The following is a 25,926-nucleotide window of genomic DNA, read 5'->3' on the forward strand; positions in this document are numbered from 1 at the left end:
CGCCTAGCCCACCCGGATGCGCGGATCGACGACGGCATAGAAGATGTCGGCGAGCAGCGAGCCGATCAGCACCATGGTCGCCGAGAACATCAGGATGCCCATCACCACGGGATAGTCGCGGTAGCCGATGGAATCGAGGAACAGGCGCCCCATGCCGGGCCAGGTGAACACCGTCTCGGCGACCAGCGCGCCGCCGAGCAGCGTCGGAAACTGGAGGCCGGCCACCGTGATCATCGGCAGCAGCGCATTACGAAGCGCGTGCACGGTGAGGATCCGCCATTCCGGCATGCCCTTGGCGCGCGCGGTGCGGATGTAATCCTGGTGGATGACCTCGAGCATCGAAGAGCGCATGAAGCGGCCCCACATCGCGGTCTCGACCAGCGCCAGCACCAGGGCCGGCGCGATCAGGTGATGCAGCAGGTCGAGGAAGGAGCCGTCGCCGACGGTCTCGCGGTTGCCGGCCGGCAGCCAGCCGAGCTTCACCGAGAAGATGTAGATGGTGACGAGGCCGAACCAGAAGGTCGGGATCGACAGCGCGATCATTGCGCCGACGGTTGCCAGCGTATCGAACAGCGAATAGCGGCGCAGCGCGCCGAGCACGCCGATCCAGCAGCCGAGCAGCACCGCGATGATGGTCGCCGTCGCCATCAGCTCCAGGGTGGCGCCGAGATGCGACGAGATCACGGACAGCACCGCCTCGCCGTCGCGATAGGAGCGGCCCCAATCGCCCTTGAGCATGCGGCCGAACCAGTCGAGATACTGGATCGGCAACGGCCGATCGAGGCCTAGCTGTTTGGTGACGCGGTCGAGATCCTCCTGCGTCATCTGCGCGGAGGCGGCAAACTGCGAGAGCGGACCGCCCGGCGCCAGATGCAGGATGGCAAAGCCGATCGCCGAGACGATCACGAGCAGCATGATCGCCTGCGCCAGCCGATTGGCGACGTAGCGGGCCATCTCAGGCGATCCAGCGCGCCGGAGACATCAGGCCCAATACCATTCGCGCATGTTCCAGGTGTTGATCGACATGTTGATGTTGGGACGGAAGCCTTGCAGCCCCTCCTTCACGCCCTCGGCGATGAAGCTCTGAAACAACGGCAGCATCGCGAGGTCGTTGCGGATGAGCTTTTGCAGCTCGCCATAGGTCGCCTTGCGCTGCGCCAGGTCGAATTGCTTGGCGCCTTGAGAAAGCAGCCGGTCGGCCTCCGCGTTCTGGTATTGATAAGTGTTGTAGCCGCGGCCGCCCTTGGCGGGAATGGCACCGGAGCCGAAGCGCGGCGTCACGTCGGGGTCGCTGCCCAGCATGAAGTTCACGCCGACGATCACCGAATTGAACTTCGATTGCTGCCAGAAGTCGCCCCAGATCACGGCCGCCGGCATGTTGTTGACGCGCATCGCTGCACCGATGGCCCGCCAGTCCTGGATCAGGAGCTGCTGGCACTGCTCGCGCACGGCACTGCCCGCCGTCGTCGAGTTGGTGAATTCGAGCTTGACGCCGCCTTTCTCGCGGATGCCGCTGGAGCCGCGAACCCAGCCCGCAGCGTCGAGCAGCGCGTTGGCCTTGGCGGGATCGTATTTATGCTGCGGCAGCCCTTGCTGGAACGACCAGGCCTGCTGCGGCACGAAGCTCTCGGTCTGCGTCGGCAGGCCGTAATAGAGCGCGTCGATGATCGCCTGCTTGTTGATGCCGAGATAGAGCGCCTCGCGCACGGCACGGTCGGCAAAGGGACCGAATTCCAGGTTGGGCGCGATATGCTCCACCGAGGAGGTCGAGGAGACGAAGATCTTGCGGCCCTTCAGCGTCTTCGCTTCCTGCACGAAGTTCGGCAGGATGCCCGCGAGGCCCGTATAGTCGACCTGGCCGGTGCGGAACTGCGTGTAGAGCACGGTGAGGTCGGGAATGTATTTGAAGACCACGCGTTCGACGTACGGCCCCTTGCCGTGATAGCCGGTGTGGGCATTCAGCTGGATATGATCGCCGGGCACGCGCTCGCCCCAGCGGAACGGGCCGGTCCCGACCGGCGCATTGTGGAACGGCGAAGCGTTCGGATCGGACACCTTCTCCAGGATGTGCTTGGGCACGATGAAGGTGAACGACGCCAGGATCGACATATAGGGCGAATAGGGCGCTTCCATCCGCCAATGGATCTCGTCGGGCGCCACGACGGTGATGTCCTTGACGAGGCTATGGCCGACCCGGCTGCGCGCGCGGAAACCGGGATTGTTGATCAGCTCGATGGAGAATTTGACGTCCTCCGCCGTGAACGGCGTGCCGTCGTGCCACTTCACGTCGCTGCGCAGCTTGATCTTCCAGGTCAACCCGTCGGCCGACAAGCCGCCATTCTCGAGGGTCGGGACTTCGCGGGCGAGGTCGGGAACGAAATTCCCGTCGGGATCGATGTACCAGAGCGGCGAAAACACCTGCCAGCAGATGCCCTGATCGACCTCGATGTTTGGCATCAGCGGATGGAAGACGGTCGGCTCCTGCGACAGCGCCGCGATCACCTGCCCGCGCGGCTTGTCTGGCGGATTGGTCGGGCGCTCGGTCTGCGCGAAGGCGCTGCCTGCAAGGCTCCATCCTGCCGCGGCGCCGGCCCCGAGCTGAAAGAATTGACGGCGATTCGGAATGCCGAGATGCACTGCCCCAACGCCGAACTTGCCGGTGTCGCTTGCCATGACCACTCTCCGTTGTCGCACGCGGCACCGTCTCCCGCGCCCCCAGACCCCGGCAGAGGGACAGGAGTGGGCTTTAGTGCTTCTAAATTTTTCAATCAAAAGTTCATCATGACTAAATACAGCTGTCAATGACATTGCTAGGATGCGCGACCTTTTCACTCCGATTGAAGTCTCGGACCGATGCGGTCCAAGGCTGAGATGATGCATGGGAGAGCGACATGGATGGTCGCGGCGATACCAACGGCCCGAAGGACGCTCCAACGATCGAGGCCGACGATGCCGTCGACCAGCGCCTCGGCGAAACCGTCCGGCTGCTGCGTCAGCGCGCCGGCCTCTCGATCCAGGACGTCGCCAACAAGACCGGCCTGTCCAACGGCATGATCAGCCAGCTCGAACGCGCGCGCGCCATGCCGTCGATCCGTACGCTGCGCCTGCTCAGCATCGCGCTCGAGGTCCCGATCTCCTATTTCTTCGAGACCACCGATCCCGGCGACGTGCAGCGCTACATCGTGCGCAAGAACAGCCGCCGCCTGCTGCGCCTCACCGCCAGCGGCGTCGTCAAGGAAGCCCTCACCCCCGATGGCCAGGGCCAGCTCGAACTCTACGAGCTCACGCTCAATCCCGGCGCCTCGTCCGGCACCGACTTCCTCCAGCACACCGGCGAGAAGGCCGGTTACATCCTGTCCGGCAGCCTGCGGCTGTGGCTCGACAACCAGGCCCATGTGCTCGAGGCCGGCGACAGTTTTCGTTTCCCGAGCATCGTGCCGCACATGTTCGACAACCCGACCCAGCAGGTGGCGCGCGCGATCTGGGTGACGACACTGCGCCAGTCCGACTCGCCGGCTGGTTGAAGCCCGAGGCAGGGCGGGCCTCGTCTCCGGGACGGCCGGCCGCCCCGCGCCACCGGAAATTGCCTCTCGACGGAAACGCACGGAATCTGTAGCTCACATGAAGCCGGCCCCCTCGACAGGGCGGGGCCGCGACGGTCCGCGGCTGGCGTCTTGGGTGTGAGACCATGAAACTCAGGGAGGTTGTGACATTTGCGATGGCCGCTCAGGTCGTCGTGACCGCCGCACTCCTTCTCGCCTCCTATGCCGTGACCGGCACCGCCGGCCCGCGCGGGTTCGGCATGGCCCAGCTCATCGCCCTGATGGCGAGCGGTATCGTTGCGGTGCTGCTCGCGCGTCTCTGCACGCGCGCGATCGCGACGTCGCAGGCCGAGCGGGCTTCCGCGCAACTGGCCGATCGGGCGAAGGCCGTCGCCGAGAGCGCACAGATGACGCAAGCCATCATCAAGACCGCGCTCGACGCCTTCATTCAGACCGACGAACGCGGCATCGTCGTGGAATGGAGCTTTCAGGCCGAAGCCCTGACCGGATGGTCGCGGCAGGAGGCCATCGGCGCCGACGTCGTCGACCTCCTCGTCGCCGAGCCGCTCCGCGCCGGCTTCAGGCAGCGCATGATGCGGCTGTTGCCGGAACTGTCGGATACGCCGATCGGCATCCGCATCGAAGTGAGCCTGCTGCACCGGAACGGCGATGCGATCCTGGTCGAGGCGTCGAGCACGGCACTCCGGCTCGGCGGGCGCACCATCATCAACAGTTTCGTCAAGGACATCACCCAGAAACGCGCCGCCGAGGAGCAGCTGATCCAGGCCCAGAAGATGGAGGCGGTCGGGCAACTCACCGGCGGCATCGCGCACGAATTCAACAACATGCTCACCGTGATCACCGGCACGATCGAGATCCTTGCCGACGCCGTGAAGGACAATCCGCCGCTTGCAACCATCACCAAGCTGATCAGCGAGGCCGCCGATCGCGGCGCCGCGCTGACCTCGAGCCTGCTGTCCTTTGCAAGGAAGCAGGCGCTGCAGCCGACGGAGATCGACGTCAACGAGCTGCTCGAAGAGCTCGCAAAACTGCTGCTGGCGACCTTCGACAAGAAGATCGAGATCGTGACGAAGCTCGACAGCAAGGTCTGGCTCGCCCTCGTCGACCGCGGCCAGCTGAGCTCGGCGCTGCTCAACCTCGCGATCAACGCCCGCGACGCCATGCTGGACGGCGGCAGGCTGAGCCTGACGACGCGCAATGTCGTGTTCGGCGTCCGCGAGGCTGTGGCGGTCGGCGCCGGCTATGCCGGCGACTATGTCGAGATCGAGATCGCCGACACCGGCACGGGCATGCGGCAGGCTATCCTGGAGCGGATCTTCGATCCCTTCTTCTCCACCAAGGAGGTCGGCAAGGGCACGGGGCTCGGGCTCAGCATGGTGTTCGGCTTCGTCAAGCAATCCGGCGGCGGCATCAAGGTCGCGTCCGAGGAAGGCCGCGGCACGACATTCACGATCTACCTGCCGAAGGCCGAGACCAGCACGATGCGCCCGGCCGGCTATGACGATCGCAAGGTCGTGGGCGGGCGCGAAACCATCCTTTGCGTCGAGGACGATCGCGACGTCCGCCAATACGTCACGGTCCAGCTCGAGAGCCTCGGCTACAAGGTCATCCCCGCCGCCAACGCCACCGAAGCGCTCGCCATCGCCGCGGAGGGGAAGGCGTTCGACCTGCTGTTCACCGACATCGTGCTGGCTGGCGGCATCAACGGACGCGAGCTCGCCGAGCAGATGGTGGCCGCGCGGCCGTCCCTGCGGGTGCTGTTCACCTCCGGATACGCCTACGATTCGCTGAACGCGCAGGGCCGCGCCACGATGGGCGCACCGCTTCTGACAAAACCCTACCGCAAGGCCGAGCTCGCGCGCATGCTGCGCCGCTCGCTCGACACCGCCGTCGATTCCGTGGGCGACCCGATCCCGACGCCCTATTCGGTGCAGGCCGATGTCGAGGGTTTTCTGCGCAGGCAGGCGGCTGAAGACAACGGCACGACGCGGTCGCGAAAGTAGGTCTCCTCTCGCGCTAGCTCATCCTTCGCCGCAGCGTTGCCGACGGCGTCTCGCCAAATTTTTCACGGTAGGCGCCGGCCATGCGGCCGAGATGCGTGAAGCCGAGATCGAAGGCGATCTCGGTGATGGAGGCATCGGGCGGGGCCTGCGCGAGCCGGGCGTGCAGGCCGGCGAGGCGCATGTCGAGCAGCATCTCCGAGATCGACACGCCGAAATGACGGCGGAAGCCGAGCTGGAGCGCGCGGATGCCGATCCCGGCGGCGCAGGCGAGCTGCGCAAGGTCGAGCGGCTCGCCGGCATTGTCCGCAAGACGGTCCCGCGCCACGCGGAGCGCCCGCGGCAGACGTTCGGCTTGCCCTGAGAACGTCCTGATCGCATCCGACAGGCCATGACGCTGGCCGTTGAGGAGGTGATCGAGCAGCGCCTCCCGCCAGTCGGCCGTCGCGACCGGTGAAAGCCTGCCGGCGGGACCAAGACGTTCGGCGAGCGTCATCAGCCCGGCAAGGCTGCTCCGCAAGGCCTGCCCGGACGGCGCGTCCAGGTCGATCACAGGATCGAACTCGACCGGGCCCGCCACCCTCCCCGACAAGGCCGCGGCGCGCTGCTCGACCATGCGGCGGTCAAGCAACAGGATCACCTGGGCACAGTCGCTCCACATCATCCGGGTCGGGATCGTCGGCGACAGCAGCGACGCCGTCCGGTCCGGTACGGCATCGAATTCGCCGGCGCCGGCCCGAATGCGGGCGGCGCCCGTGAGCGGGACCTGCACCAGGAAGAAGCGTTCGAGGCAGCCTGGATCGATGCTGACGGATCCGCCATAGGCAACGTAGTTGATGGAAAAGCCGTCGAATGCCGCGCAATTGTGCCGGGCGGAGAAGCCGGCCGCCCGCGCCTGTGCCGGCTTGAGATCGTGCGGACAGAAGATGCGTCCGATCTGCTCGGCCGCCGCGTCGACATCATCAGTGGCGACGCGGGCGAAGCCCGCAAGCCGTTCAGCTGCGGACGCACTTGCGCTCATTTCCAGCACGGCTGCGGACATCGTCGACCACGCTTCGCGTCACGGAATTGCTTTAAGCCTATAATAGTTCCCCGGACGCGGAAAGGGCCGCTTCGCAAAATCGTCGTGCTGCATGGCAAAAGCTCCATCCGGATTCGTTTAGCGGATAGACAGGCAGCCGGTCGCTGGCCGAAGCTCCATCCTCGCCGGAATCCATGAGGAGCGAGCCATGACTGCACTCGAAAAGGGCATAACCGCTGTCGGCACTGGCTATGGCGGCAAGAGCTGGAACATCCTTGGTCAGGTCTATTTCCCCAAGGCCGTCACCGACTCCACCTTCGCGTTCGAGACCAACAGCGATCCCGGCCAGTTCGTGCCGGTGCACATCCATCCGACCCAGGACGAGTTCATCCTGGTGCAGGAGGGCACGCTCGATCTCAAGCTCGACGGCCAATGGGTCAAGGCCCATGCCGGCGACCTCGTGCGCATGCCGCGCGGCATTCCGCACGGCTATTTCAACAAATCCGACAAGCCGTGCCGCGCGCTGTTCTGGGTCTCGCCGATGCAGAAGCTGGAGGCGCTGTTCAACCAGCTCCACAATCTGACCGACCCTGCCGAAGTCGTACGCATCTCGGCGCTGCACGAGGTGGACTTCCTGCCGCCCGAGGCCAACGAGTAGGCGGCCGCCTCACCGTCCACTTTCATCTGCTTGCAGGTCCGCCGGCCGCGCATTGCGGCCGAGCGTGGCCGCATGCGCACGAAAACACCCTGATTGCGAGCAATCCCATGGTCAGTCCCAAGCATGTTTGCGTGATCGGCGCCGGAGTCTCCGGTCTTGCCACCGCAAAGGCATTCTCCACCCGCGGCCACCGCGTCACCGTTCTCGAGCGCAGCGGCGATCTCGGCGGCGTCTGGGAGCCTGCGCGCTCCTACCCTGACGTGCAGACCCAGAGCCCGAAGGATCTCTATCGCTACACCGATCGCGCCATGCCGGACGCCTATCCGGAATGGCCGACCGGGCCGCAGGTCCACGCCTATCTCGCCGATTACGCCAAGAGCTTCGGCCTCGACCGCATGCTGCGCCTCAACACCGAGGTCGCCGGCATGGCGCGGCGCGCCGACGGGAAGCCGGGCTGGACGCTCGCGCTGACGAACAGGGACGGCACGGCGACGAACGAGGATTTCGATTTCGTCGCGGTTTGCACCGGGCAGTTCAACGAGCCGCGAGAGCTGCATTGCCCGGGCGAGGACGGATTCCTGGCGCAGGGCGGCCAGATCCTGCATTCGTCGAAATACAGCGATTCCGGCCTGGCGAAAGGACGCCGCGTCGTCGTGCTCGGCGGCTCGAAATCGGCGACCGACATCGCGGTGAACGCGGTGAAATCGGGTGCACGCGAGGTCACCATCGTGATGCGCGAGCCGGTCTGGCGCATCCCCTATTTCATCGGCGGCCTCGTGAATTTCAAGCGCATCCTCTACATCCGCGCGCAGGAGGAGATGTTTCCGGGCTGGGGCGCAAGCCCCATGGCGCGGCTCGCGCTTCGTCTCGCCGCGCCGCTGATCTGGGCGAACTGGCGCGGGCTGGAGAGCCTGTTGAAGGCGCAGCTCAAGCTTGGCCGATGCAAGATGGTGCCGAAAGAGCGGATCGAGGACGGCGTCAACTGCTCGGTGCCGATCGCAACCCCGGGCTTCCATCCGATGGTCGCCGACGGCCGCATCAAGGCGGTGTTCGGCACGTTCGACCATTACGAGGGCGACAGCATCGTGATGAGCGGCGGCGAGCGCATCGGTGCCGACGTCGCGGTGCTCGCGATCGGCTACAAGCTCGGCGTGCCGTTCCTTCCCTCGGCCTATCAGCAGAAACTGGTCGATGCGGACGGTCAGTACCGGCTCTATCGCCTGATCGCCAACCCTGATCTGCCGGAGATGGGCTTCGTTGGCTTCAACTCGTCGTTCTGCACCGTGCTCTGTGCCGATCTCGCGGCGAACTGGCTGGTGCGCTATGCCGACGGCCGGCTCGCGAACCAGCCGACGGCGCGGCAGATGCACGACAACATCGAGATGATGCTGCACTTCAAGCGCGTCGAGCGGCCAGCCGCCGGCGTCTATGGCGGCTTGTGCGTCGCGCCCTATCACTACCGCCATTTCGACGAGCTCATGGCCGATATCGGCGCCAAGGACCAGAAGCGCGGCGGGCTCGCCGGACACTTCCAGCCGCCGGATGCGGATGCCTATGCGAAGTTCCTGGCGACGGCGCCGGATTACCGGGCCGCAGCGTGAGGTCGGAGAACCCGGGCTGAGCGGGATTTGCAACTCGCCAGTCCGCGCGTTTGATGTTTACGATCCCCATGACCGACGAATCTCCGGCACATGGGAACTCGCCATGGGACTACGATGTCAGGCCGCCGCAGCCATGGCGGTGCTTGGGCTGATCGTCACGATGTTCACGGTCAGCCAGGCACAAACGCTTAACGCAAAGCAATCGGAGGCACTTGCGGCCTACGATCGCGCGCTCGGCGATTTCAAATCCATCCTCGCCGAGCGGCGCCGACAGATCGAGGCGAAGGAGCCGCTGCCGAACCTGCCGGGACAGGCGCTCTATCTCGCACGCGTCGCTGTCATTAGTAGCTACAAGGATCTCACCGACGCCATGCCGTCGCGGATCGGCAAGCCCAACAAGTTCGAGATTCCGCCGGCCTATTTCGATGCCGCGATCGAGCCGCTGGTCGACGAATACGCTGGGCTCTTCGACATCATGGAGGCGCCGCCCGCCGGCGCGCAGAACTCGCCGACGCCGTTCAAGGACGTCGTCGATCTCGCCGTCGCGATTGCACGCGCGAAGGGACTTGCACCTGGACACGCCGAAGCTGCCGGCCGCATCAGCCTCGGGCTGTTCTTTGCGGAGACGAACGGCAAGCAGAATGTCCGCAACGGACGCTCGAACACCTATATGGGCAGCTTCCAGACCGGCCCCTCCGAGGACCGCAACGGCCGCAGGAAATGGGAGGCCATCAAGGGAGAGATCGCGGCGGCCGATCCCGAATTGAGCGCGCGCGACGACAAGGAAGAGGCGCGCGCCCGCGGCACCGATCACCGCTTCAACCACTGGACCAACGTGCGCGACGGCCTGATGAACGCGCATGCCGATGTCTTCCGGGAAATCCCCGCGATCGTGAAGACGCTGCCCGACCCGATCGACCAGATGAAGCTGTTCGAGCTGATCCAGATCGTTCCCACTCCGACGCGGTCCGCGCTCAAATCAAGCGATCTCCTGAACTACCGGGTGTCCAGCCCGACGATCATGAGGCACCTGCGCAACAACAGCATCTTCGCCTTTGGACAGGCCGACAGATCGCGCAGCTCGGCGAGCTTCCGCGAGATCCTCGCTGCGATGTGGTTGTTCAACCGCAAATTCGAGCGCGCGATGGCGAAATACGCGGAGATCAGGGCGCACTGAGCGACCGGTTGCAACCTGCCCTGCGCCGCCTGCCCTATTCGGTGCGGATCGGCGAGTCCTTGAGGCCATTGTTGTCATAGGCCTTGCGCAAGGTGCCGTTCGTCGTGGCGTCCGTCATGAACGTCGTCACGAACGCCAATGCCTGGCTGTGGCCGAGCGGCACGGCGACGGCCGTCACCGTCTTCTTGAACGTCTCGTCCAGCACCTTTGTACCGGGAATCTTCTGCGCCATCTTGTTGAGCTGGTCCCGCGACAGCGCGAAGGCATCGATCTCGCCGCTCTTCAGGAGGCTGAAGATCTCGTCATAGGTCTGATAGCCCGTGACCTCAGCGTTCTTCAGATGCGCGATCGCGCCACGCATGGTGGTGGTGGCGTTGACGGCCGCGACCTTGATGCCGGGCTGGTCGAGCGAAGCGAAATTGGTCACGCTCGAACCGGGCTTGACGATGTAGGTGGCGTCCGCGACCTCGTAGACCGGGCCGAACATCATCTTGCTCTCGCGCTCGGGGTCCTTGGGCAGCCAGGTGACGTCCCAAGCACCTTTTTCAAGAGTGCCTTTGCCAGCCGCGTCGGTGATCTGCCCGGAATTCTGGTGCACGACGTATTCGACGGGAACGCCGAGCCGGGCCGCCATCTCCTTGCCGAGGTCCACCGGCACGCCGGCATAGCCGGCTTCCGTCTTGGTCGACCAGAACGCGCCGCCCGCAGGGCTGATTGCGATCGCGACCCGCAGCTTGCCGGTCGGTGCGATCTCGTCCTTCAGGCCATCGGCTAGCGCAGGCATGGCAACCGCCGCTGCAAGGAGGAGACCGGCAAGGGCCGATTGAAGCGAACTGGGCATGTCATGCTCTCCTCACCTTTTCTTCTTGGCTTCTTGGCTTCCTGGCTTCTTCTCTTCGTCCCGGCCGCTTCGCTTTCGTGACACGGCCATTGACACAATTCTGGTCGATCGTGCGCGCGGTGAAAAGCGGTTTGTCATGACAAACCTGTCAAAGGCCACACCGCCGTTTGCAGTGCAAGGCCGGTGACTGCCATGGCTATGGTGTTCCACGGCCGGGCATTTGTTGCTAGCCTGCCGCACCGACAGACAGCAATCGGGGGCTACCGAATGACCTGCGCGAATTCCGCATCTCTCGCCCCTCGCAACGAAGCGTGGAGACATGTCGGACGGGCGCTGGCCGCCGCGAGCGCCGTGATCGCGCTCGCCGGCTGCGAGGACAAGAACGCCTACGTGGCACCGCCGCCCCCCAAGGTGGACGTCGCAACACCGGTACAGCGCCCGGTGACGCGCTATGTCGAAGCCACCGGCAACACCGCCCCGATCAAGAGCGTCGACCTGGTTGCGCGCGTGCAGGGTTTTCTGCAATCGATCGACTATCAGGACGGCACCTTCGTCAAGCAGGGCACCCAGCTCTTCACGATCGAGCCGGAGACCTACAAGCTCAAGGTCGAGCAGGCGAAGGCCGCGGAGGTCGGCGCGCAAGCCACGGTCAAGCAGGCCGAAGCCGATTTCAAGCGGCAGGCCGAGCTCGTGCAGCGCCAGGCGGTCTCGCAGTCCACCCTCGACACCTCGACATCAACCCGCGACAACGCTCAGGCCAGTCTCCAGCAGGCCCAGGTCAATACCAGGCTCGCCGAGGTCAATTACGGCTACACCAAGGTGAGCGCGCCATTCGACGGCATCGTCAGCGCGCATCTGGTCTCGATCGGTGAGCTCGTCGGCGTCTCCTCCCCGACCCAGCTCGCGACCATCGTCGCGCTGGACCCGATCTGGGTGAACTTCACGGTCAACGAGCAGGACGTGCTGCGCATCCGCGCCGAAGCGGCCCGCCGCGGCCTGACCGTGGCCGACCTCAAACAGTTGCCGGTCCAGGTGGGCCTCCAGACCGAGACCGGCTATCCGCATGAAGGCCACCTCGACTACGTCTCGCCGACCCTCAATACATCGACCGGCACGCTCGCCGTGCGCGGCGTCGTGCCCAACGACAAGCGGGTGCTGCTGCCCGGCTATTTCGTCCGCGTCCGCGTGCCTTTCGACCAGGAGAAGGCCGCGCTCCTCGTTCCCGACACCGCGCTCGGCAGCGATCAGGGCGGCCGCTATCTCCTCGTCGTCAATAACGACAACGTCGTCGAGCAGCGCAAGGTGCAGATCGGGCCCGTCGACAACGGCCTGCGCGTGATCGAGGGCGGCCTGAAGCCTGACGACCGCGTCGTGATCGCAGGCCTGCTCCGGGTGATCCCGGGCCAGAAGATCGACCCGCAGGTGACGAAGATCGGACAGCCGCAGGCGTCTGCCAAGTAGGAGCGCCGGCCATGATCTCAAAATTCTTCATCGAGCGGCCGGTCCTCTCGAACGTCATCGCACTGCTGATGATCCTGATCGGCGGCGTCGCGCTGTTCAACCTCGCGATCGCACAATATCCCGACGTGGTGCCGCCGACCGTGCAGGTCACCACGCGCTATCCCGGCGCCAGCGCCAAGACGGTGATCGACACCGTTGCGCTGCCGATCGAGCAGCAGGTCAACGGCGTCGAGGACATGCTCTACATGCAGTCCTACAGCGGCTCCGACGGCACCTATACGCTGACCGTCACGTTCAAGATCGGCACCGACCTCAACTTCGCGCAGGTGCTGGTGCAGAACCGCGTCTCCAGCGCACTGGCGCAACTGCCGCAGTCGGTGCAGAACCAGGGCGTCACCGTGCAGAAGCGATCGACCTCGATCCTGCTGTTCGTGACGCTGACCTCGCCGGATTCCAGATATGACAGCCTGTATCTGAGCAACTACGCCACCATCAACATCCGCGACGAGCTCTCGCGTCTGCCCGGCGTCGGCAACGTCACGGTGTTCGGCGCCGGCCAGTATTCGATGCGGGTCTGGCTCGATCCCAACAAGCTGCAAGTCCTTGGCCTCGTGCCGCAGGACGTCATCAACGCAATCCAGCAGCAGAGCCAGCAGGTCTCGGCCGGCCAGGTCGGCGCGCCGCCGACGCCGCCGGGCCAGGCGTTCCAGTACACGCTCAACGTCAATGGACGGCTCGACGACACCAGCCAGTTCGAGAACATCATCGTCAAATCAGGCACCAGCGGCGACGTCACGCGGGTGCGCGACGTCGGCTGGGTCGAACTCGGCGCGCAGACCTACAGCCAGATATTCTCGCTCAACAAGCAGCCCGCCACCGGCATCGGCGTATTCCAGTCGCCCGGCGCCAACGCGCTCCAGGTCGAGCAGGCGGTCGAGAAGAAGATGGCCGAGCTCGCCAAGCGCTTTCCGGAAGGCATCAAATACGACACGCCGTTCGACACCACCAAATTCGTCGAGGCCTCGGTGCACGAGGTCTACATGACGCTGATCGAGGCCGGCCTGCTGGTGCTGGTCGTGATCCTTGTGTTCCTCCAGGACTGGCGCGCCATGCTGGTGCCGGCAACGACCGTGCCGGTGACCATCATCGGCGCCTTCGCCGCGATGGCGGCGCTCGGCTTCACCATCAACATGTCGACGCTGTTCGCGATCGTGCTGGCGATCGGCATCGTCGTCGACGACGCCATAGTCGTGGTCGAAGGCGCCGCGCACAATATCGAGCAGGGCATGAACGGTCACGACGCCGCGATCAAGGCGATGGACCAGCTGTTCGCGCCGATCGTCGGCATCACGCTGGTGCTGATCTCGGTGTTCCTGCCGGCCTCGTTCCTCGCGGGCCTCACGGGCCGCATCTACTCGCAATTCGCGCTGGTGATCGCGGCGACCGCGCTGCTCTCCGCCATCAACGCGGCGACCCTGAAGCCGACGCAATGCGCGCTGTGGCTGCGGCCGGCGGTGCCGCCGGAACAGCGCAACTTCTTCTATCGCGGCTTCAACAACGTCTATAACCGGATCGAGCGCGGCTACACACGGCTGATCACCTTCCTGGTCAGGCACGCCACGGTGTCGGTCGCGGTCGCACTGGTGCTGATCGGTATCGGCGGCTACGGCCTGTCGCGGGTGCCGACCGGCTTCCTGCCGATCGAGGACCAGGGCTATCTGATCGCCGCCATCCAGCTGCCCGACGGCGCCGCGCTGGAGCGAACCCAGACGGTGCTCGACAGAGCGAGCGAGCTCATCAAGGACACCCCTGGAGTCCAGCAGGTCATCACCATCGCCGGCATCTCCGCGCTCGACAACAGCGCGAGCCTCGCCAATGCCGGCGTCGCCTACATCATCCTGAAGGACTGGGGAGCCCGTAAAGGGCCCGGCGAGGATCTGCGCTCGTTGGTCTTTGGACTGAATGACAAGCTCGCGACCATCATGGAAGCCCGCACCATCGTGCTGCCGCCGCCGCCGATCCAGGGCATCGGCAACGCCGCCGGCTTCTCGATGCAGGTCGAGCTGCGTGACGGCAACAGCGATTTCGCCAAGCTGCAAGCCATCACCGGTGCGATGGTCTCCAATGGCCAGAGCCAGAGCGCGCTCCAGCGCGTCCAGTCCTCGTTCCGCTCGTCGGTGCCGCAATTCAACGTCGAGATCGACCGCGTCAAGACCCAGACCTTGCACGTCACCACCGATCAGGTGTTCTCGGCGCTGTCGACCTATCTCGGCTCGTCCTACGTCAACCAGTTCAACAAGTTCGGCCGCGTCTTCCAGGTCTATACGCAAGCCGATCCGGCGTTCCGCGTCACCGAGCGCGACATCGCCAACATGCAGGTGCGCAACTCGAACGGCGACATGATCCCGATCGGCACGGTCGCCACGATCACGCCGGCCACCGGCCCGTCGCTGATCAGCCTCTACAACCTCTATCCATCCTCGACCATCATCGGCCTGCCGGCGCAGGGCTACTCGTCCGGCCAGTCGCTGAAGCTGATGGAAGAGATCGCGGACAAGACGCTGCCGCAGGGCACGGGTTATGAATGGACCGCGATGTCGTATCAGGAGAAGGCGGTCTCGAACCAGATCTACTGGGTGTTCGGGCTTGCCATGCTGCTGGTCTATCTCGTGCTCGCCGGCCAGTACGAGAGCTGGTACGCGCCGATCTCGGTGATCCTCGCCGTGCCGCTGTCGCTGATCGGGCCGATGCTGATCCTCAACGGCCTGAAGATCGACAACAACCTCTACTGCCAGATCGGCCTGATCCTGCTGATCGCGCTGTCGGCCAAGAACGCCATCCTGATCGTCGAGGTCGGGCTCGAGCTGCACGGCCGCGACGGCAAGCCGATCCTGGAATCGGCGATCGAAGCGGCCCGCGCCCGCTTCCGCCCGATCCTGATGACCTCGTTCGCCTTCATCCTCGGCGTGGTGCCGCTGGTGATCGCGACCGGCGCCGGCGCCAGCGCCCGCAAGTCGATCGGCATCACCGTGTTCTCGGGCATGCTGGCCTCGACCTGCCTCGCGGTGCTGTTCGTGCCCGCCTTCTTCGTGGTGGTGCAGCGGTTCGAGAACTGGCTGGCGTCGAAGAAGGTGCCGAAGGCGCAGCCGGCCGCGGAGATGAAACCGTAGTCAATCTCGGCCGCCGACCGGCGCACCTGAACCGCCAGCTGACCTTCGTGGTGCGCCGAACGAGGTCCGCTGCGCTCGTGGACAAATAAGTGTCACATTCGCTCCGCGTGCGTTGTTGAAAAATTCGTCCGGAGGGTGAACCGGAATGCTCCGCGCGCGTTGAAGGTGCTTCCGTGCGCCGATTCTGGAGCGCTGATGTCTGACCAAGCCAGCCTTGCCGAAGCCGCCGACTTCTCCAAGCCGGTGATCGACACCGGCATCGTCGCACTTGCCATCCTTGCAGCGGTCCACGAAAAGCCCATCGACGTCGAGCAGACGCGGCGTGAACATGTCGAGCCCGGGGCGTTCGCCGACCGCGACGACCTGCTGCGGGCGGCGAAGGCCGAAGGGTTCAAGGCGCGTTACATCACGACCGATTTTGCCCGGCTCGCGCGTTCGCCGCTGCCGGCGATCGCCGAAGCGGTGGATGGCGGCTTCTTCATTCTGGCGCGGGTCGATCCGGACGGCGTGCTGGTGCAGGAAATCGGCAAGCCAACCACACGTTGGACCGAGGCAGAACTGGCGTCGCGCTGGCGTGGCGGGCTCATCGTCGTCACCTTGCGCGAAGCTGCCGACGGCGGATTTGCGCGCTTCGGGATGACCTGGTTCCTGCCGGTGATCGTCCGCTTCAGGCGCGTGTTCGGCGAGGTGCTGCTGGTCTCGCTGTTCATGCAGATCGCAGCGCTCGCAACGCCGCTGTTCTTCCAGGTCATCATCGACAAGGTGCTGGTCCACAAAGGCGTCAGCACGCTGACCGTGGTGATGATGGCGCTGGCCGGGCTGGCCGTTCTGGAAATCACGCTCAGCGGCATCCGCACCTACCTGTTCGCCCACACCACCAGCAGGATCGACGCCATTCTCGGCGCCAAGCTGTTTCGACACCTGGTCGGCCTTCCGATCGCCTATTTTGAATCTCGTTCGGTGGGCCAGACGGTGGCGCGGGTCCGCGAACTCGAGAACATCCGCCAGTTCCTGACCAGTTCCGGACTGATGCTGATCATCGACATCGTCTTCACCGTGGTGTTCTTCGCGGTGATGGCGCTGATCGCGCCCATGCTCACCTTGATTCCGCTCGCCGCCATCCCGTTCTACATCCTGGTCTCGATCGTCGTGACGCCGATCCTCAAAGCACGGATTCAGGAACGTTTCGCGCGCGGGGCGCAGAATCAGTCGCTGCTGGTCGAGATGCTGACCGGAATGGAGACGGTGAAGGCGATGGCGATCGAAACCCAGGCGCGGCGGCGCTGGGAGCGTCAGCTCGCGGGCTATATCACCGCCTCGTTCCGCACCGTCAGTCTCGGCACCGTCGGCTCGCAGAGCGTGGCGCTGATCAACAGGCTCTCGATGGCCTTGATCCTGTGGCTTGGCGCCTCGGCCGTGATGGATGGCAGCCTGACGATCGGCCAGCTCGTCGCCTTCAACATGCTGGCGGGCCAGGTCAGCCAGCCGATCGTCCGGCTCGCGCAGATGTGGCAGGACTTCCAGCAATTCCGCATCTCGATCGAGCGGCTCGGCGACATCATCGACACGCCGGCCGAGACGGTGCGCGCCAGCGTCCGTCACGATCTGCCGCTGCTGCGCGGCGACATCAGGTTCGAGCACGTCGTGTTCCGCTATCGGCCGGCCACGCCGCCGGCGCTCGAGGACGTCTCGCTGAAGGTCTCGCCGGGCGAAGTGATCGGCGTGGTCGGCCGCTCGGGCTCCGGCAAATCGACGCTGATGAAACTGGTACAGCGCTTCCATATCCCCGAGGCCGGCAAGGTGCTGGTCGATGGCGTCGACGTGGCGTTGATCGATCCGGCGTGGCTGCGGCGCCAGATCGGCGTGGTGCTTCAGGAAAACGTCCTGTTCAATCGGACGGTGCGCGAGAACATCGCGCTTGCCAATCCGGCGATGTCGCTGGAGCGCGTGATCCAGGTCGCCAAGCTCGCCGGCGCGCATGATTTCATTCTCGAGCTTCCGCATGCCTACGACACCGTGCTGGAGGAGCGCGGCGCCAACCTGTCCGGCGGACAGCGCCAGCGCGTGGCGATCGCCCGTGCGCTCGCCACCGACCCGCGCGTCCTGGTTTTCGACGAGGCGACCTCGGCGCTCGACTACGAGAGCGAGCGGATCATCCAGGCCAACATGCGCGCGATGTGCCGCGGTCGCACCGTCCTCATCGTGGCGCACCGTCTGTCGGCGGTGCGTCACGCCGACCGCATCGTGGTGATGGATCGGGGCCGCTGCGTCGAGCAGGGCACCCACGAGGAGCTGCTCCGCCAGGGCGGCTTCTATGCCGGGCTGGTCCGTCAGTCAGCATCGGATCGTGGCGATGAACAGGGAGGGCAAGCCGCGTGAAATTGCAGTGGCTCGTCCGTCAATTCGCGCGGCCAGCACGCCACGACGCGCTGGAGCGTGCCTTCCTGCCGGCGGCGCTGGAGATTGTCGAGACGCCGCCGTCGCCGACCTGGCGCGTCACTGGTCTGGTGATTGTCGGGTTTCTCGCCGGCTCGCTGTTCTGGGCGGGGCTGAGTCACATGGACATCATCGCCGTGGCCGAGGGCAAGTTCGTTCCGGTCGGACAGGTCAAGGTGGTGCAGCCGCTGGAAACTGCCGTGGTCAAGGCAATCCATGTCGAGGAAGGGTCCCACGTCCGTCTGGGCGACACCTTGATCGAACTGGATCCCACCGACACGTCGGCAAATCTCGGCAGCCTGCGCTACGATCGCAGCCAGGCGCTGCTCGATGCCGAAGCCGCACGCATCCTGCTGGCGGGTCGCGGCGTCGACGGGTTTACCGCACCCGAGGGCGCGAACCCGGTGCTCGCTACGGCCGTTCAGGACCAAACCCGCGAGGAGCTCGCCCGCTTCGACGCCTCGATGGCGGCGATCGATGCGCAACGCTTGCAGCGTGAGGCAGCGATCCGCTCCGCGCGCGCACAGCAGGATGTGCTGGCAGAAGTCATTCCGCTGCTCACCGAGCGTTATGAGGCGCTCAAGGGATTGTTCGAGCGCGGCAACGGCCCGAAGCCGCCGGTTCTCGCCGTGCAGCAGGAATTGACCGAGAAGAAGGGCAATCTGATCAGCCTGCAACAGCAGGAACAGCAGGGACAGGCCGACCTCGTCGCGTTGGAGGCCACCAAGCGCGGCACGCTCACCCAATTCCGCGCCGGCGCATCCGATCGACGCCTCAAGGCGTTGCAACGCGCGACCCAACTGGAGCAGCAGATCGCCAAGGAGGAGATGCGTGACGAGCGTCGGCGCCTGGTCTCACCGGTTAGCGGCACCGTGCAGGAGCTCAAGACCCATACCGTGGGTGCAGTGGTCACGACCGCGGACAAGCTGATGATCGTGGTGCCGGACGGCACGCCGCTGTTGATCGAGGCCTATGTCGAGAACCGCGACATCGGATTCGTTCGCGAAGGACAGGCAGCGGCAGTGAAGATCGATGCCTACCCGTTCACGCGCTACGGGACGGTAGAGGCGAGGCTCGATCAGATTGGCAAGGACGCGGTGGAGGAGAACGGCAAGGGCCTGCGCTTTCCAGCGCGACTCGTTCCCGCCAGCATGGAGATTCCGATCAATGGCGAACTGCGTCCTCTGATGCCGGGCATGAGCGCAGCGGTCGAAATCAAGACCGGGCGACGCACGGTGCTCGATTTCGTACTGGCACCGATCAAGGAGACGTTGCATGGCGCCGGCCATGAACGTTGACCCGACGCGATTGGCCGCAGGAACCGCGAGCAGATCATGGCTTCCATGCAGATCGATATTTCACGAAACCGCCCTTCATTTCCCGCGTTCGTCAGCCAAGACGGTTGGGTCATAAGATCGCGTGATAGCTGGCAAGCGGCGGTGGGAGAAAACGCAGATGGACGAAGTGAGCGACAGTTCAAACACTTCCGCACCCGAGACGACCGCGATGGGGGTACGACTTGCTTCAACCGGCCAGTTGCGACTGTCATCGCAACAAGACCCTTCGAACGGCAGCGACCTGTTTGATGACAGATTCTTGACGGGCACGTCCGCCGACGGTGGACGTGCCTTACCCTTAAAGGGTGATGGCGGTGTCAGCGCGCTTGCCCTGGGCGCCGCGACGCCAGGCGCGACCGAGCTGCGCATGGCAGGTGACTTGGCAGGTGACTTGGCAGGTGACTTGGCAGGTGACGGAGTGTCGTCAATTGGCACAGCCCAGGATCAGGTCTTGACCATAACCGACTCCTCGGCCTCGCGCCTTGGCGACATGCTTCAGTCCGGGCCGGTCGCAGCGCCATTGCTCGGCGACGCGCGGGCATCGCGACACGCGCCCACCTCGACTTCCCTTGCCGACCGCACCACGGCGGCGAATGACGTGTTGGATCCGCCATCGACCGGGCCGGTCAACCCATCACAGCATGCGGACCATCCAATATCTCCGGCGCACGACGTTCTGCCGCTGGACAACATCCTTGACCCGGCCCCGCATCACAATTCCGCAGCGGGTGATCACCATAACGCGCCAGCGAACGACGATGCGAAGCCTGCACACGCCGACGTATTGAAGATTGACGACGCGGCCAAGGCCTCCAGTCACATCAACGCCAATCCCAACGACGCCGCAAGCTCCGACGCGGCCGTGCCGGCCTCCAATGGCGCAACGATCCATCGGGCACAGACAACCCCACCATCCACCGGCGTGCTGGTCGAAGCCGGCACCAAAGCGATCCTGCTCGCAACGGACGAATCGCCAAACCGGATCGGGCCACACGCGAGTGCGGCGGATTTCGCGCTCAGTGCCGGGCCAGGCCACGTCCATTCTTCTGCCCTTGCAACTGCGGCGTTCAGCCCAGGCGTCATCGGAGCGCGCGACCAGCTTGCCTCGGCGATCGCGACGGCGACACCGGAGGCCGCGGCCATGACCACATTGCCGCCGCCTCAGATGACCGGCGCGGGGATTCCGACGCTCGGCGGCGACATGCACGCGCTACCGAAACATGCCGCCTGAAGCATGATCCCGAACGGCGGAAACGACTCCTGAAGGAAGGTCATGTTCAAACAATGAACCGAGCGGGATTTCAGACATAGGCCATTCCGCTCGTGACAAGATTAGGCTCAACCTCGGCCATCGTTCGTGGCATAAATGGCCGGGGCCCGCTGACAGAACGCCGACCGCAACGACAAGTGGTTTGAAATCGCGAGCCTCCCGGCAATTCCCTACGCGGGACACATGAGGACGTAGATATGATGGATCGTCACCTGGCCTTCGCGCTGTTCGAGCGGCCCGTCGTCCTCGATCTTGCGGCGATCGTCGATGTGCTGCGCAAACGACATCCCGGAATTGAGATTGACCTGCCCGGAGCGGCGCCGGGAGCAGCGGCGCCGGTGATCCGTTGTGCCGGTCAGAATATCGTGCTGATGGTCATGCCGATGCCGGTCCCGCGCGAGAGCTGGGATTTGCCCGGCCGTCGCGCCGCCGCGACCTGGCCGGCGGCGCTCGAGGTCCTCGGCGGGCATGCCGCCCACGTCGTGGTCTCGACAGTCGGACAGGCCGAGACGCCTGCACAGCAGCTCCAGGCCGCGCGCGCCGTGACCGCGGTCACCGGCGGCTTGATTGCGACCATCCCGGCCGCTGCGGTCTTGTGGAATGGGCTCGTTGCTCATTCCGCCGAACGCTGGGAGCAGCTGTCGCGCGAGGCCTTCGCCGGATATCCGCGCATTCCGTTTCCGCTGTGGGTCAGCATTCATCCCTTCCGCGACGGCCAGATCGTCGGCGCGATCACGTTCGGCCTGACGCCGTTCGGCGGCCGGGAGATCGAGTTCGAAGGCAAAGGCGCCGACCCGAACGAGATCGTGACCAAGGTCGCCGGCCTCATCGTCTACGTGCTCGAACATGGCGCCGTGCTGCGCGACGGCGACACGCTTGGCGCCGGCGAGTCCGATCGCATCCGGATCCACCACGTAGTCTCGCGTCGCGTCGAAGGACTGCCGGTGTTGCAGGCTACCGTCCCTGCCGCGGCCTAGGGGAGCATCAGCGATGGCGAAGGCACCACGACGGGTCTACGAAATCACGCCGGCATGGCCATTCGGCACGCCGGTGGTGGTGCAAGTGGCCGGTTGGAACGTGCCGCTGACGGCGTCGGTCGGTTTAGCGGAGATTGAACGCTGGTACGACAAGCCGCTTCCCTCCGAGGCACGCTTGCTCTCGAAGCCGCGCAAGCAGATCCCGGAGTTGATCCTGACCGGCGCCAGGACGCCGGTGGTCAGCGCCGGAATGAAATCCGTGCTGGAGCGCGACGCAGCCGGGCAGAGCGAATTCCGCCCCTTCACCCTGCAGTGGGAAGACGGCACAGCGGTGCCGGGCGAATGGCATTTATGCAACTTGCTCAAGCGCATTGATTGTTTCGATTACGCCACGATGAAAATGGAGCCACCGGATCCGGTGGCCGTCGAGAAATCGCTTGAGCAAAAGCGAACCGACCCGATGAGCGCGGAGGAATACTGGCTGCGCGAGGGCTACATCAATCGAATGATGGGCCCAAGATATGTCGACCTCGCGGCCATAGGCGACGCGCAGATCTGGCGGCCGAGGTGGCATCCGGCGTCGATCTTCGTCACCGACAAGCTGCTGGCCGCGCTCAAAGCTGCCAAGGTTCGCGGGGTACAGGCGGAACGGCTCGGCACGCGCGAGGAGCCGCTTCCGACGTTGGCAGAGATTCGCGACAAGGCGAAGTTGGCCGGCCTGAAACCAGAAAAACCATCCACCAAAACGGAGGCCTGATCATGCCCAAATCCGTGCGTGGCTTTAACGGTCTGCTCGACATTCCCACGGATTATCAGGCCCATCACCGGATTCCGCTGCAATTGTCCGAGGATCCGTTCCTGAAGCAGCTCGGCGGGGCGGTCGATTTGCACGACTTCAGCACCAACGGCATCGCGCTGCCCAAGGATGTGGCGACGGCCTTGGCGGGAGGCCAGACCCCCCATCTCGGCTCGCATCCGGCCTACACCGATTTTATCCGGGGCCTGCTCGACACGGCGGCATCGAAATACGATGTCAGCGTGCCGCTGACCGCCGCGCAAAGCACTGAGCTTGCCGGCCGCGTCAATACGATCCAGGCCTATTCGCGGATGGCGCTGTCCGGCCTGCTTCCGGATTCGAACGTTACGTCGAGCGGACGCGTGCCGTTGAACTCCCGGGATCCGATGATTTTATCGGGTGACCCGGCCGAGGTCCGGGCGTTCTTTGATGACTTGCGAGGGGAGCTGCAGAGCAAGGGCATTACAACACCGGAGAGCCTCGACGGGCTTGTCGATTTTCCGCGCTATGAACTGCTCAACCAGGCGGATGCTTTCAATCCGAATCTGACGGCAGCGCAACGAAGCGATCTTGTGCGCAACGTCGATGACGTCCGCGCCTCGCTCGATGCCAGCGGGCGGACTGATCTCACCAACGCGCTGAACGATGCCGGCCGCAGTCGCTACACGCTGGGCGGGGCGACACAATCCACTGGCCCAGCCGGTGCCAGTCCGGAGCTGCTGCAAGGGGTCGAGAATGCGACCGGGCGATCCTTCGCCACGGGACTGACCGCCCCGGAAAGTCTCGGAACGATTGGAACGCCCGATCTTGCGCCGCTCCCATCTGTCACATCGCCCGACGTGGCGGCGCTGCCGCAAATCGAGCAGCCTGCGCCGTTGCCGGACGGGGCTCCCATCGTCCAGGACAATGCTCCCATCATCCAGGACAGTCCGGTTGTCCCGGACAATCAGGCGCCGGTGCGGACGACAACCACGGAGCTGCCGGAGATGCGCGCGCCTGGCATTGCGGAGGTGCCGGAGATTGGTTCGGCGCTGCCCGAGGCCCCCGCGTCTTCGGAGCTTTCGCCGGCCACCTCGCCGGCGCGCGAAAGCGCGTCCGTCCCAGACCTGACGAGGGCTCCGGCGTCCGAGCTTCCGGCGGAAATCACCGGCGCTGCGACCGGACGGTTCACGCCGAACTTCGTCGGCGTGATCGGCCAATCGCCGACCGCATCGAAGATCTTCACCGGCGCCGGCGTCCTCGGAACGGTCGGCCTCGCTGCCGACGCCGGGATCACCGGCTACAACGCCTATCAAATGTACAATCAGGGCGACACGCTGGGAGCGGGCCACGAGGTCGCCGGTTTCGGCGGTCGCCTCGGCGGCTCACTGACCGGTGCTTATCTGCTCGGTGAAGCCGGCGCGCTTGGCGGACCGTGGGGCGCGCTGGGCGGGGCGATCGTCGGCGGCATCGGCGGCGCCATCCTCGGCGACAAGGGCGTCAAGTCGCTCTACGACAGCCTCACCGGCTATCAGCCGCCGGCGGCGGCCGCCGCGCCGACACCGGCCTGGCCGGATCAATTCGCCGCCGAGTTCGATCTCAGCAATGGCGGCGGGCCGTTCAGCGATCCGATGACCGGCTTCCAGGCGGAAAGCCAGGCCGACTACGACGCGCGGCGGCAGGCCTACGTCGATTCCAAGATGGCGGATCAGCAGACCCAGGGTCAGCAGATGCTGGATACGCTGAGGCTGACGCCCGGCGTTGACCCGAACGCACTGCCTGCCGACCCCACGGCGAACCCACTTCCCGCGGCGCCGACGGCGCCGGCATCGGACGCGCCGCTGGATACGCCTGCCAATACCGGCTCGTCCCTTGCGCCCTCGAACGCGGAGCCGGAAGCAATTGACGGGCTCACCCCCACCTCCATTGGTTTTGACGGCAATCTCGGCGGCGTGACGACGGCGGCGCCTGCTTCGCCGCTGTCGCTGGACACGACCGGCCGGCCGCTCGACGGCGGTTTGAATACCGGGATCGACCCGGGCCTTGGTTCTTTCGACACCGGTCTGAATTCGAACCTTGGTCTGAGCTCCAGCCTCGACACCGGATTGACCTCGAACCTGAATGGCGGCGCCACCCTCGGTTTGAACTCGGGCCTCGACAGCAGCTTCAATTCGGGCCTCGGCAGCAGCTTCAACTCAGGCCTCGACAGCAGCTTCAATTCGAACCTCGGCAGCAGCTTCAACTCCGGCCTCGACAGCAGCTTCAATTCGAACCTCGGCAGCAGCTTCAACTCCGGCCTCGACAGCAGCTTCAATTCGAACCTCGGCAGCGGCTTCAACTCAGGCCTCGACAGCAGCTTCAATTCGAATCTCGGCAGCAGCTTCAACTCAGGCCTGGACAGCAGCTTCAATTCGAATCTCGACAGCAGCTTCAACTCCAGCCTCGACAGCAGCTTCAATTCGAACATCGGCAGCAGCTTCAACTCAGGCCTGGACAGCAGCTTCAATTCGAGCCTCGACAGCAACTTCAGTTCCGGCAGCAGCTTCGACAGTGGTCTCGGCTCGTCATCGGGCTTCAGCGATTTCGGCGACAGCAGCTTCGGCGGCGACTCGTTCAGCAGCGGCTCGTTCGGCGGCGACATGGGGCCGGTGGTGCTCGACCTTTCCGGGCAGGGCGTCCGGATCACCGGCTTGAACGATTCCCGCGCCGCGTTCGACGCGGATGGCAACGGCGTGCCCAATCGGATTGCCTGGACCGCGCCTGACGATGGCCTGCTCGCATTCGACGCCAACGGCTCGGGCACCGTCGACCAGACCCGCGAACTGGCATTGCGAGAGTGGACGCCCGGCGCCCGGACCGACCTCCAGGGCCTCGGCATCTTCGACACCAATCACGACGGCGCGCTCGATTCGCCGGATCAGGATTTCGGCCGCTTCGGCATATGGCGCGATCGCAATAGCAATGGCGTCAGCGATCCCGGCGAGCTCAATTCGCTGGTCGAAGCCGGCGTGAGCGCGATCTCGCTCGCCTCCGATGGCGTGCAGAGCCGCCTGCCGGATGGCTCGACGATCTATGGTCAGGGCTCGTTTACCCGCACCGACGGTACCAGCGGCCGACTGGCCGACGTGGCCCTCGCCTTTGCGCCGGACATCAGCGCCGCACGCGATCAACTCGTCGGCGCGATGGCTGTCGGGCCCGGCGGGTCCGCGGGAGCGACGGCGCCGATGTTGCCTCCCGTCGCGGCGATCGGGCCGATGCTCGGAGCCGACGTCGCATCGCCGCTTCATGCAAGACCTGGGTAGCGCCCACAGGATCGACGTCAGGACCGGTGCACCGCTGGTCGCGTTTCGAGCGCGTCACGAGCCAGGCTTCTGCTGCGGCTCGCCGCGCTCCAACGAAAAAACGCGAAAACAACCCCATGCACAGTAGGACGGCATTGGCGGCGTTGGGTTTTTTCAGCCGCTCCGACGTTTGACTCGTCGGGCAAGACACCGGCAGAATGGCATCATGGGCGGCATGCACGACGTGCCTCCTCATCCCCCGTCATTGCGAGCAGCTGCGCGCGTCTCTTCCGTCATTCCGGGGCGCGCCGACAGGCGCGAGCCCGGAATCCATCGGGCGGCAGAGGCTGCGGGTAAA

17 protein-coding genes are annotated in these 25,926 nt (G+C 65.1%); 13 read left to right on the forward strand and 4 right to left on the reverse strand.

Annotation, left to right across the window (positions count from 1 at the left end):
- Positions 1–3: 3 nt before the first annotated feature.
- Both A3M7_RS0130475 and A3M7_RS0130480 read right to left on the reverse strand, forming a co-directional pair.
- A complete protein-coding gene (locus tag A3M7_RS0130475; protein WP_027547322.1) occupies positions 4–954 on the reverse strand; it encodes an ABC transporter permease in 951 nt (316 codons plus the stop codon).
- Between the two features lie 27 nt (positions 955–981).
- The gene (locus A3M7_RS0130480; RefSeq protein WP_027547323.1) at positions 982–2,673 is read right to left on the reverse strand and encodes a peptide ABC transporter substrate-binding protein; all 1,692 of its coding nucleotides are present in this window, start codon (positions 2,671–2,673) and stop codon (positions 982–984) included.
- Positions 2,674–2,891: 218 nt separating this feature from the next.
- Here A3M7_RS0130480 and A3M7_RS0130485 point away from each other — a divergent pair, with 218 nt between their 5' ends.
- Positions 2,892–3,524 (forward strand): cupin domain-containing protein, encoded by a 633-nt coding sequence (locus A3M7_RS0130485; RefSeq protein ID WP_027547324.1) that lies wholly within the window; start codon positions 2,892–2,894, stop codon positions 3,522–3,524.
- Positions 3,525–3,688: 164 nt separating this feature from the next.
- Positions 3,689–5,566, forward strand: coding sequence for an ATP-binding protein (locus A3M7_RS0130490; protein WP_027547325.1), 1,878 nt, complete (start codon positions 3,689–3,691; stop codon positions 5,564–5,566).
- A 13-nt stretch (positions 5,567–5,579) separates the two neighbouring features.
- Here the strand turns inward: A3M7_RS0130490 and A3M7_RS0130495 are convergent, their stop codons facing one another.
- A complete protein-coding gene (locus A3M7_RS0130495) occupies positions 5,580–6,605 on the reverse strand; it encodes an AraC family transcriptional regulator (RefSeq protein ID WP_027547326.1) in 1,026 nt (341 codons plus the stop codon).
- Positions 6,606–6,792: 187 nt separating this feature from the next.
- Here A3M7_RS0130495 and A3M7_RS0130500 point away from each other — a divergent pair, with 187 nt between their 5' ends.
- The 3 genes from A3M7_RS0130500 to A3M7_RS0130510 all read left to right on the forward strand — a co-directional run bounded on the left by A3M7_RS0130500 (position 6,793) and on the right by A3M7_RS0130510 (position 10,020).
- Entirely contained in the window at positions 6,793–7,242 is a 450-nt protein-coding gene (locus A3M7_RS0130500; protein ID WP_027547327.1) for a cupin domain-containing protein, read from the forward strand.
- 107 nt (positions 7,243–7,349) lie between these two features.
- Positions 7,350–8,843, forward strand: a complete 1,494-nt coding sequence (locus tag A3M7_RS0130505; protein WP_027547328.1) for an NAD(P)/FAD-dependent oxidoreductase — start codon at positions 7,350–7,352, stop codon at positions 8,841–8,843.
- A gap of 103 nt (positions 8,844–8,946) precedes the next feature.
- A complete protein-coding gene (locus tag A3M7_RS0130510; protein ID WP_027547329.1) occupies positions 8,947–10,020 on the forward strand; it encodes a hypothetical protein in 1,074 nt (357 codons plus the stop codon).
- 34 nt (positions 10,021–10,054) lie between these two features.
- Here the strand turns inward: A3M7_RS0130510 and A3M7_RS0130515 are convergent, their stop codons facing one another.
- A complete protein-coding gene (locus A3M7_RS0130515; protein ID WP_027547330.1) occupies positions 10,055–10,861 on the reverse strand; it encodes an ABC transporter substrate-binding protein in 807 nt (268 codons plus the stop codon).
- Positions 10,862–11,128: 267 nt separating this feature from the next.
- Here A3M7_RS0130515 and A3M7_RS0130520 point away from each other — a divergent pair, with 267 nt between their 5' ends.
- The 8 genes from A3M7_RS0130520 to A3M7_RS0130555 all read left to right on the forward strand — a co-directional run bounded on the left by A3M7_RS0130520 (position 11,129) and on the right by A3M7_RS0130555 (position 25,589).
- On the forward strand, positions 11,129–12,322 hold the full coding sequence (locus tag A3M7_RS0130520) for an efflux RND transporter periplasmic adaptor subunit (RefSeq protein ID WP_027547331.1): 1,194 nt from the start codon (positions 11,129–11,131) through the stop codon (positions 12,320–12,322).
- A gap of 11 nt (positions 12,323–12,333) precedes the next feature.
- Positions 12,334–15,492 carry an efflux RND transporter permease subunit gene (locus A3M7_RS0130525; protein ID WP_027547332.1) on the forward strand — a complete coding sequence of 1,053 codons (3,159 nt, stop codon included), beginning with the start codon at positions 12,334–12,336 and terminating at the stop codon, positions 15,490–15,492.
- Positions 15,493–15,687: 195 nt separating this feature from the next.
- Entirely contained in the window at positions 15,688–17,871 is a 2,184-nt protein-coding gene (locus A3M7_RS45130) for a type I secretion system permease/ATPase (protein WP_049823767.1), read from the forward strand.
- Positions 17,868–19,226, forward strand: coding sequence for an HlyD family type I secretion periplasmic adaptor subunit (locus tag A3M7_RS0130535; protein WP_027547333.1), 1,359 nt, complete (start codon positions 17,868–17,870; stop codon positions 19,224–19,226). The genes A3M7_RS45130 and A3M7_RS0130535 overlap by 4 nt, the downstream gene beginning before the upstream one ends.
- A gap of 157 nt (positions 19,227–19,383) precedes the next feature.
- A complete protein-coding gene (locus A3M7_RS0130540) occupies positions 19,384–20,496 on the forward strand; it encodes a hypothetical protein (RefSeq protein WP_156937018.1) in 1,113 nt (370 codons plus the stop codon).
- Between the two features lie 236 nt (positions 20,497–20,732).
- Positions 20,733–21,512, forward strand: coding sequence for a DUF4261 domain-containing protein (locus A3M7_RS0130545; RefSeq protein ID WP_027547335.1), 780 nt, complete (start codon positions 20,733–20,735; stop codon positions 21,510–21,512).
- A gap of 13 nt (positions 21,513–21,525) precedes the next feature.
- On the forward strand, positions 21,526–22,269 hold the full coding sequence (locus tag A3M7_RS0130550) for an imm11 family protein (RefSeq protein WP_027547336.1): 744 nt from the start codon (positions 21,526–21,528) through the stop codon (positions 22,267–22,269).
- Positions 22,270–22,271: 2 nt separating this feature from the next.
- Entirely contained in the window at positions 22,272–25,589 is a 3,318-nt protein-coding gene (locus tag A3M7_RS0130555; RefSeq protein WP_027547337.1) for an AHH domain-containing protein, read from the forward strand.
- The last annotated feature ends 337 nt before the right edge of the window (positions 25,590–25,926 follow it).

It is taken from the genome of Bradyrhizobium sp. WSM2254 (genome assembly GCF_000472645.1).
Taxonomy (GTDB): domain Bacteria; phylum Pseudomonadota; class Alphaproteobacteria; order Rhizobiales; family Xanthobacteraceae; genus Bradyrhizobium; species Bradyrhizobium niftali.

Coding starts and splice junctions, on each gene's coding strand:
- A3M7_RS0130485 (WP_027547324.1), top strand. CDS start 2,892: ATGGATGGTCGCGGCGATACCAACGGCCCGAAGGACGCTCCAACGATC.
- A3M7_RS0130545 (WP_027547335.1), top strand. CDS start 20,733: ATGATGGATCGTCACCTGGCCTTCGCGCTGTTCGAGCGGCCCGTCGTC.
- A3M7_RS0130510 (WP_027547329.1), top strand. CDS start 8,947: ATGGGACTACGATGTCAGGCCGCCGCAGCCATGGCGGTGCTTGGGCTG.
- A3M7_RS0130490 (WP_027547325.1), top strand. CDS start 3,689: ATGAAACTCAGGGAGGTTGTGACATTTGCGATGGCCGCTCAGGTCGTC.
- A3M7_RS0130500 (WP_027547327.1), top strand. CDS start 6,793: ATGACTGCACTCGAAAAGGGCATAACCGCTGTCGGCACTGGCTATGGC.
- A3M7_RS0130525 (WP_027547332.1), top strand. CDS start 12,334: ATGATCTCAAAATTCTTCATCGAGCGGCCGGTCCTCTCGAACGTCATC.
- A3M7_RS0130540 (WP_156937018.1), top strand. CDS start 19,384: ATGGACGAAGTGAGCGACAGTTCAAACACTTCCGCACCCGAGACGACC.
- A3M7_RS0130495 (WP_027547326.1), bottom strand. CDS start 6,605: ATGTCCGCAGCCGTGCTGGAAATGAGCGCAAGTGCGTCCGCAGCTGAA.
- A3M7_RS0130520 (WP_027547331.1), top strand. CDS start 11,129: ATGACCTGCGCGAATTCCGCATCTCTCGCCCCTCGCAACGAAGCGTGG.
- A3M7_RS0130480 (WP_027547323.1), bottom strand. CDS start 2,673: ATGGCAAGCGACACCGGCAAGTTCGGCGTTGGGGCAGTGCATCTCGGC.
- A3M7_RS0130550 (WP_027547336.1), top strand. CDS start 21,526: ATGGCGAAGGCACCACGACGGGTCTACGAAATCACGCCGGCATGGCCA.
- A3M7_RS0130515 (WP_027547330.1), bottom strand. CDS start 10,861: ATGCCCAGTTCGCTTCAATCGGCCCTTGCCGGTCTCCTCCTTGCAGCG.
- A3M7_RS45130 (WP_049823767.1), top strand. CDS start 15,688: ATGTCTGACCAAGCCAGCCTTGCCGAAGCCGCCGACTTCTCCAAGCCG.
- A3M7_RS0130475 (WP_027547322.1), bottom strand. CDS start 954: ATGGCCCGCTACGTCGCCAATCGGCTGGCGCAGGCGATCATGCTGCTC.
- A3M7_RS0130505 (WP_027547328.1), top strand. CDS start 7,350: ATGGTCAGTCCCAAGCATGTTTGCGTGATCGGCGCCGGAGTCTCCGGT.
- A3M7_RS0130555 (WP_027547337.1), top strand. CDS start 22,272: ATGCCCAAATCCGTGCGTGGCTTTAACGGTCTGCTCGACATTCCCACG.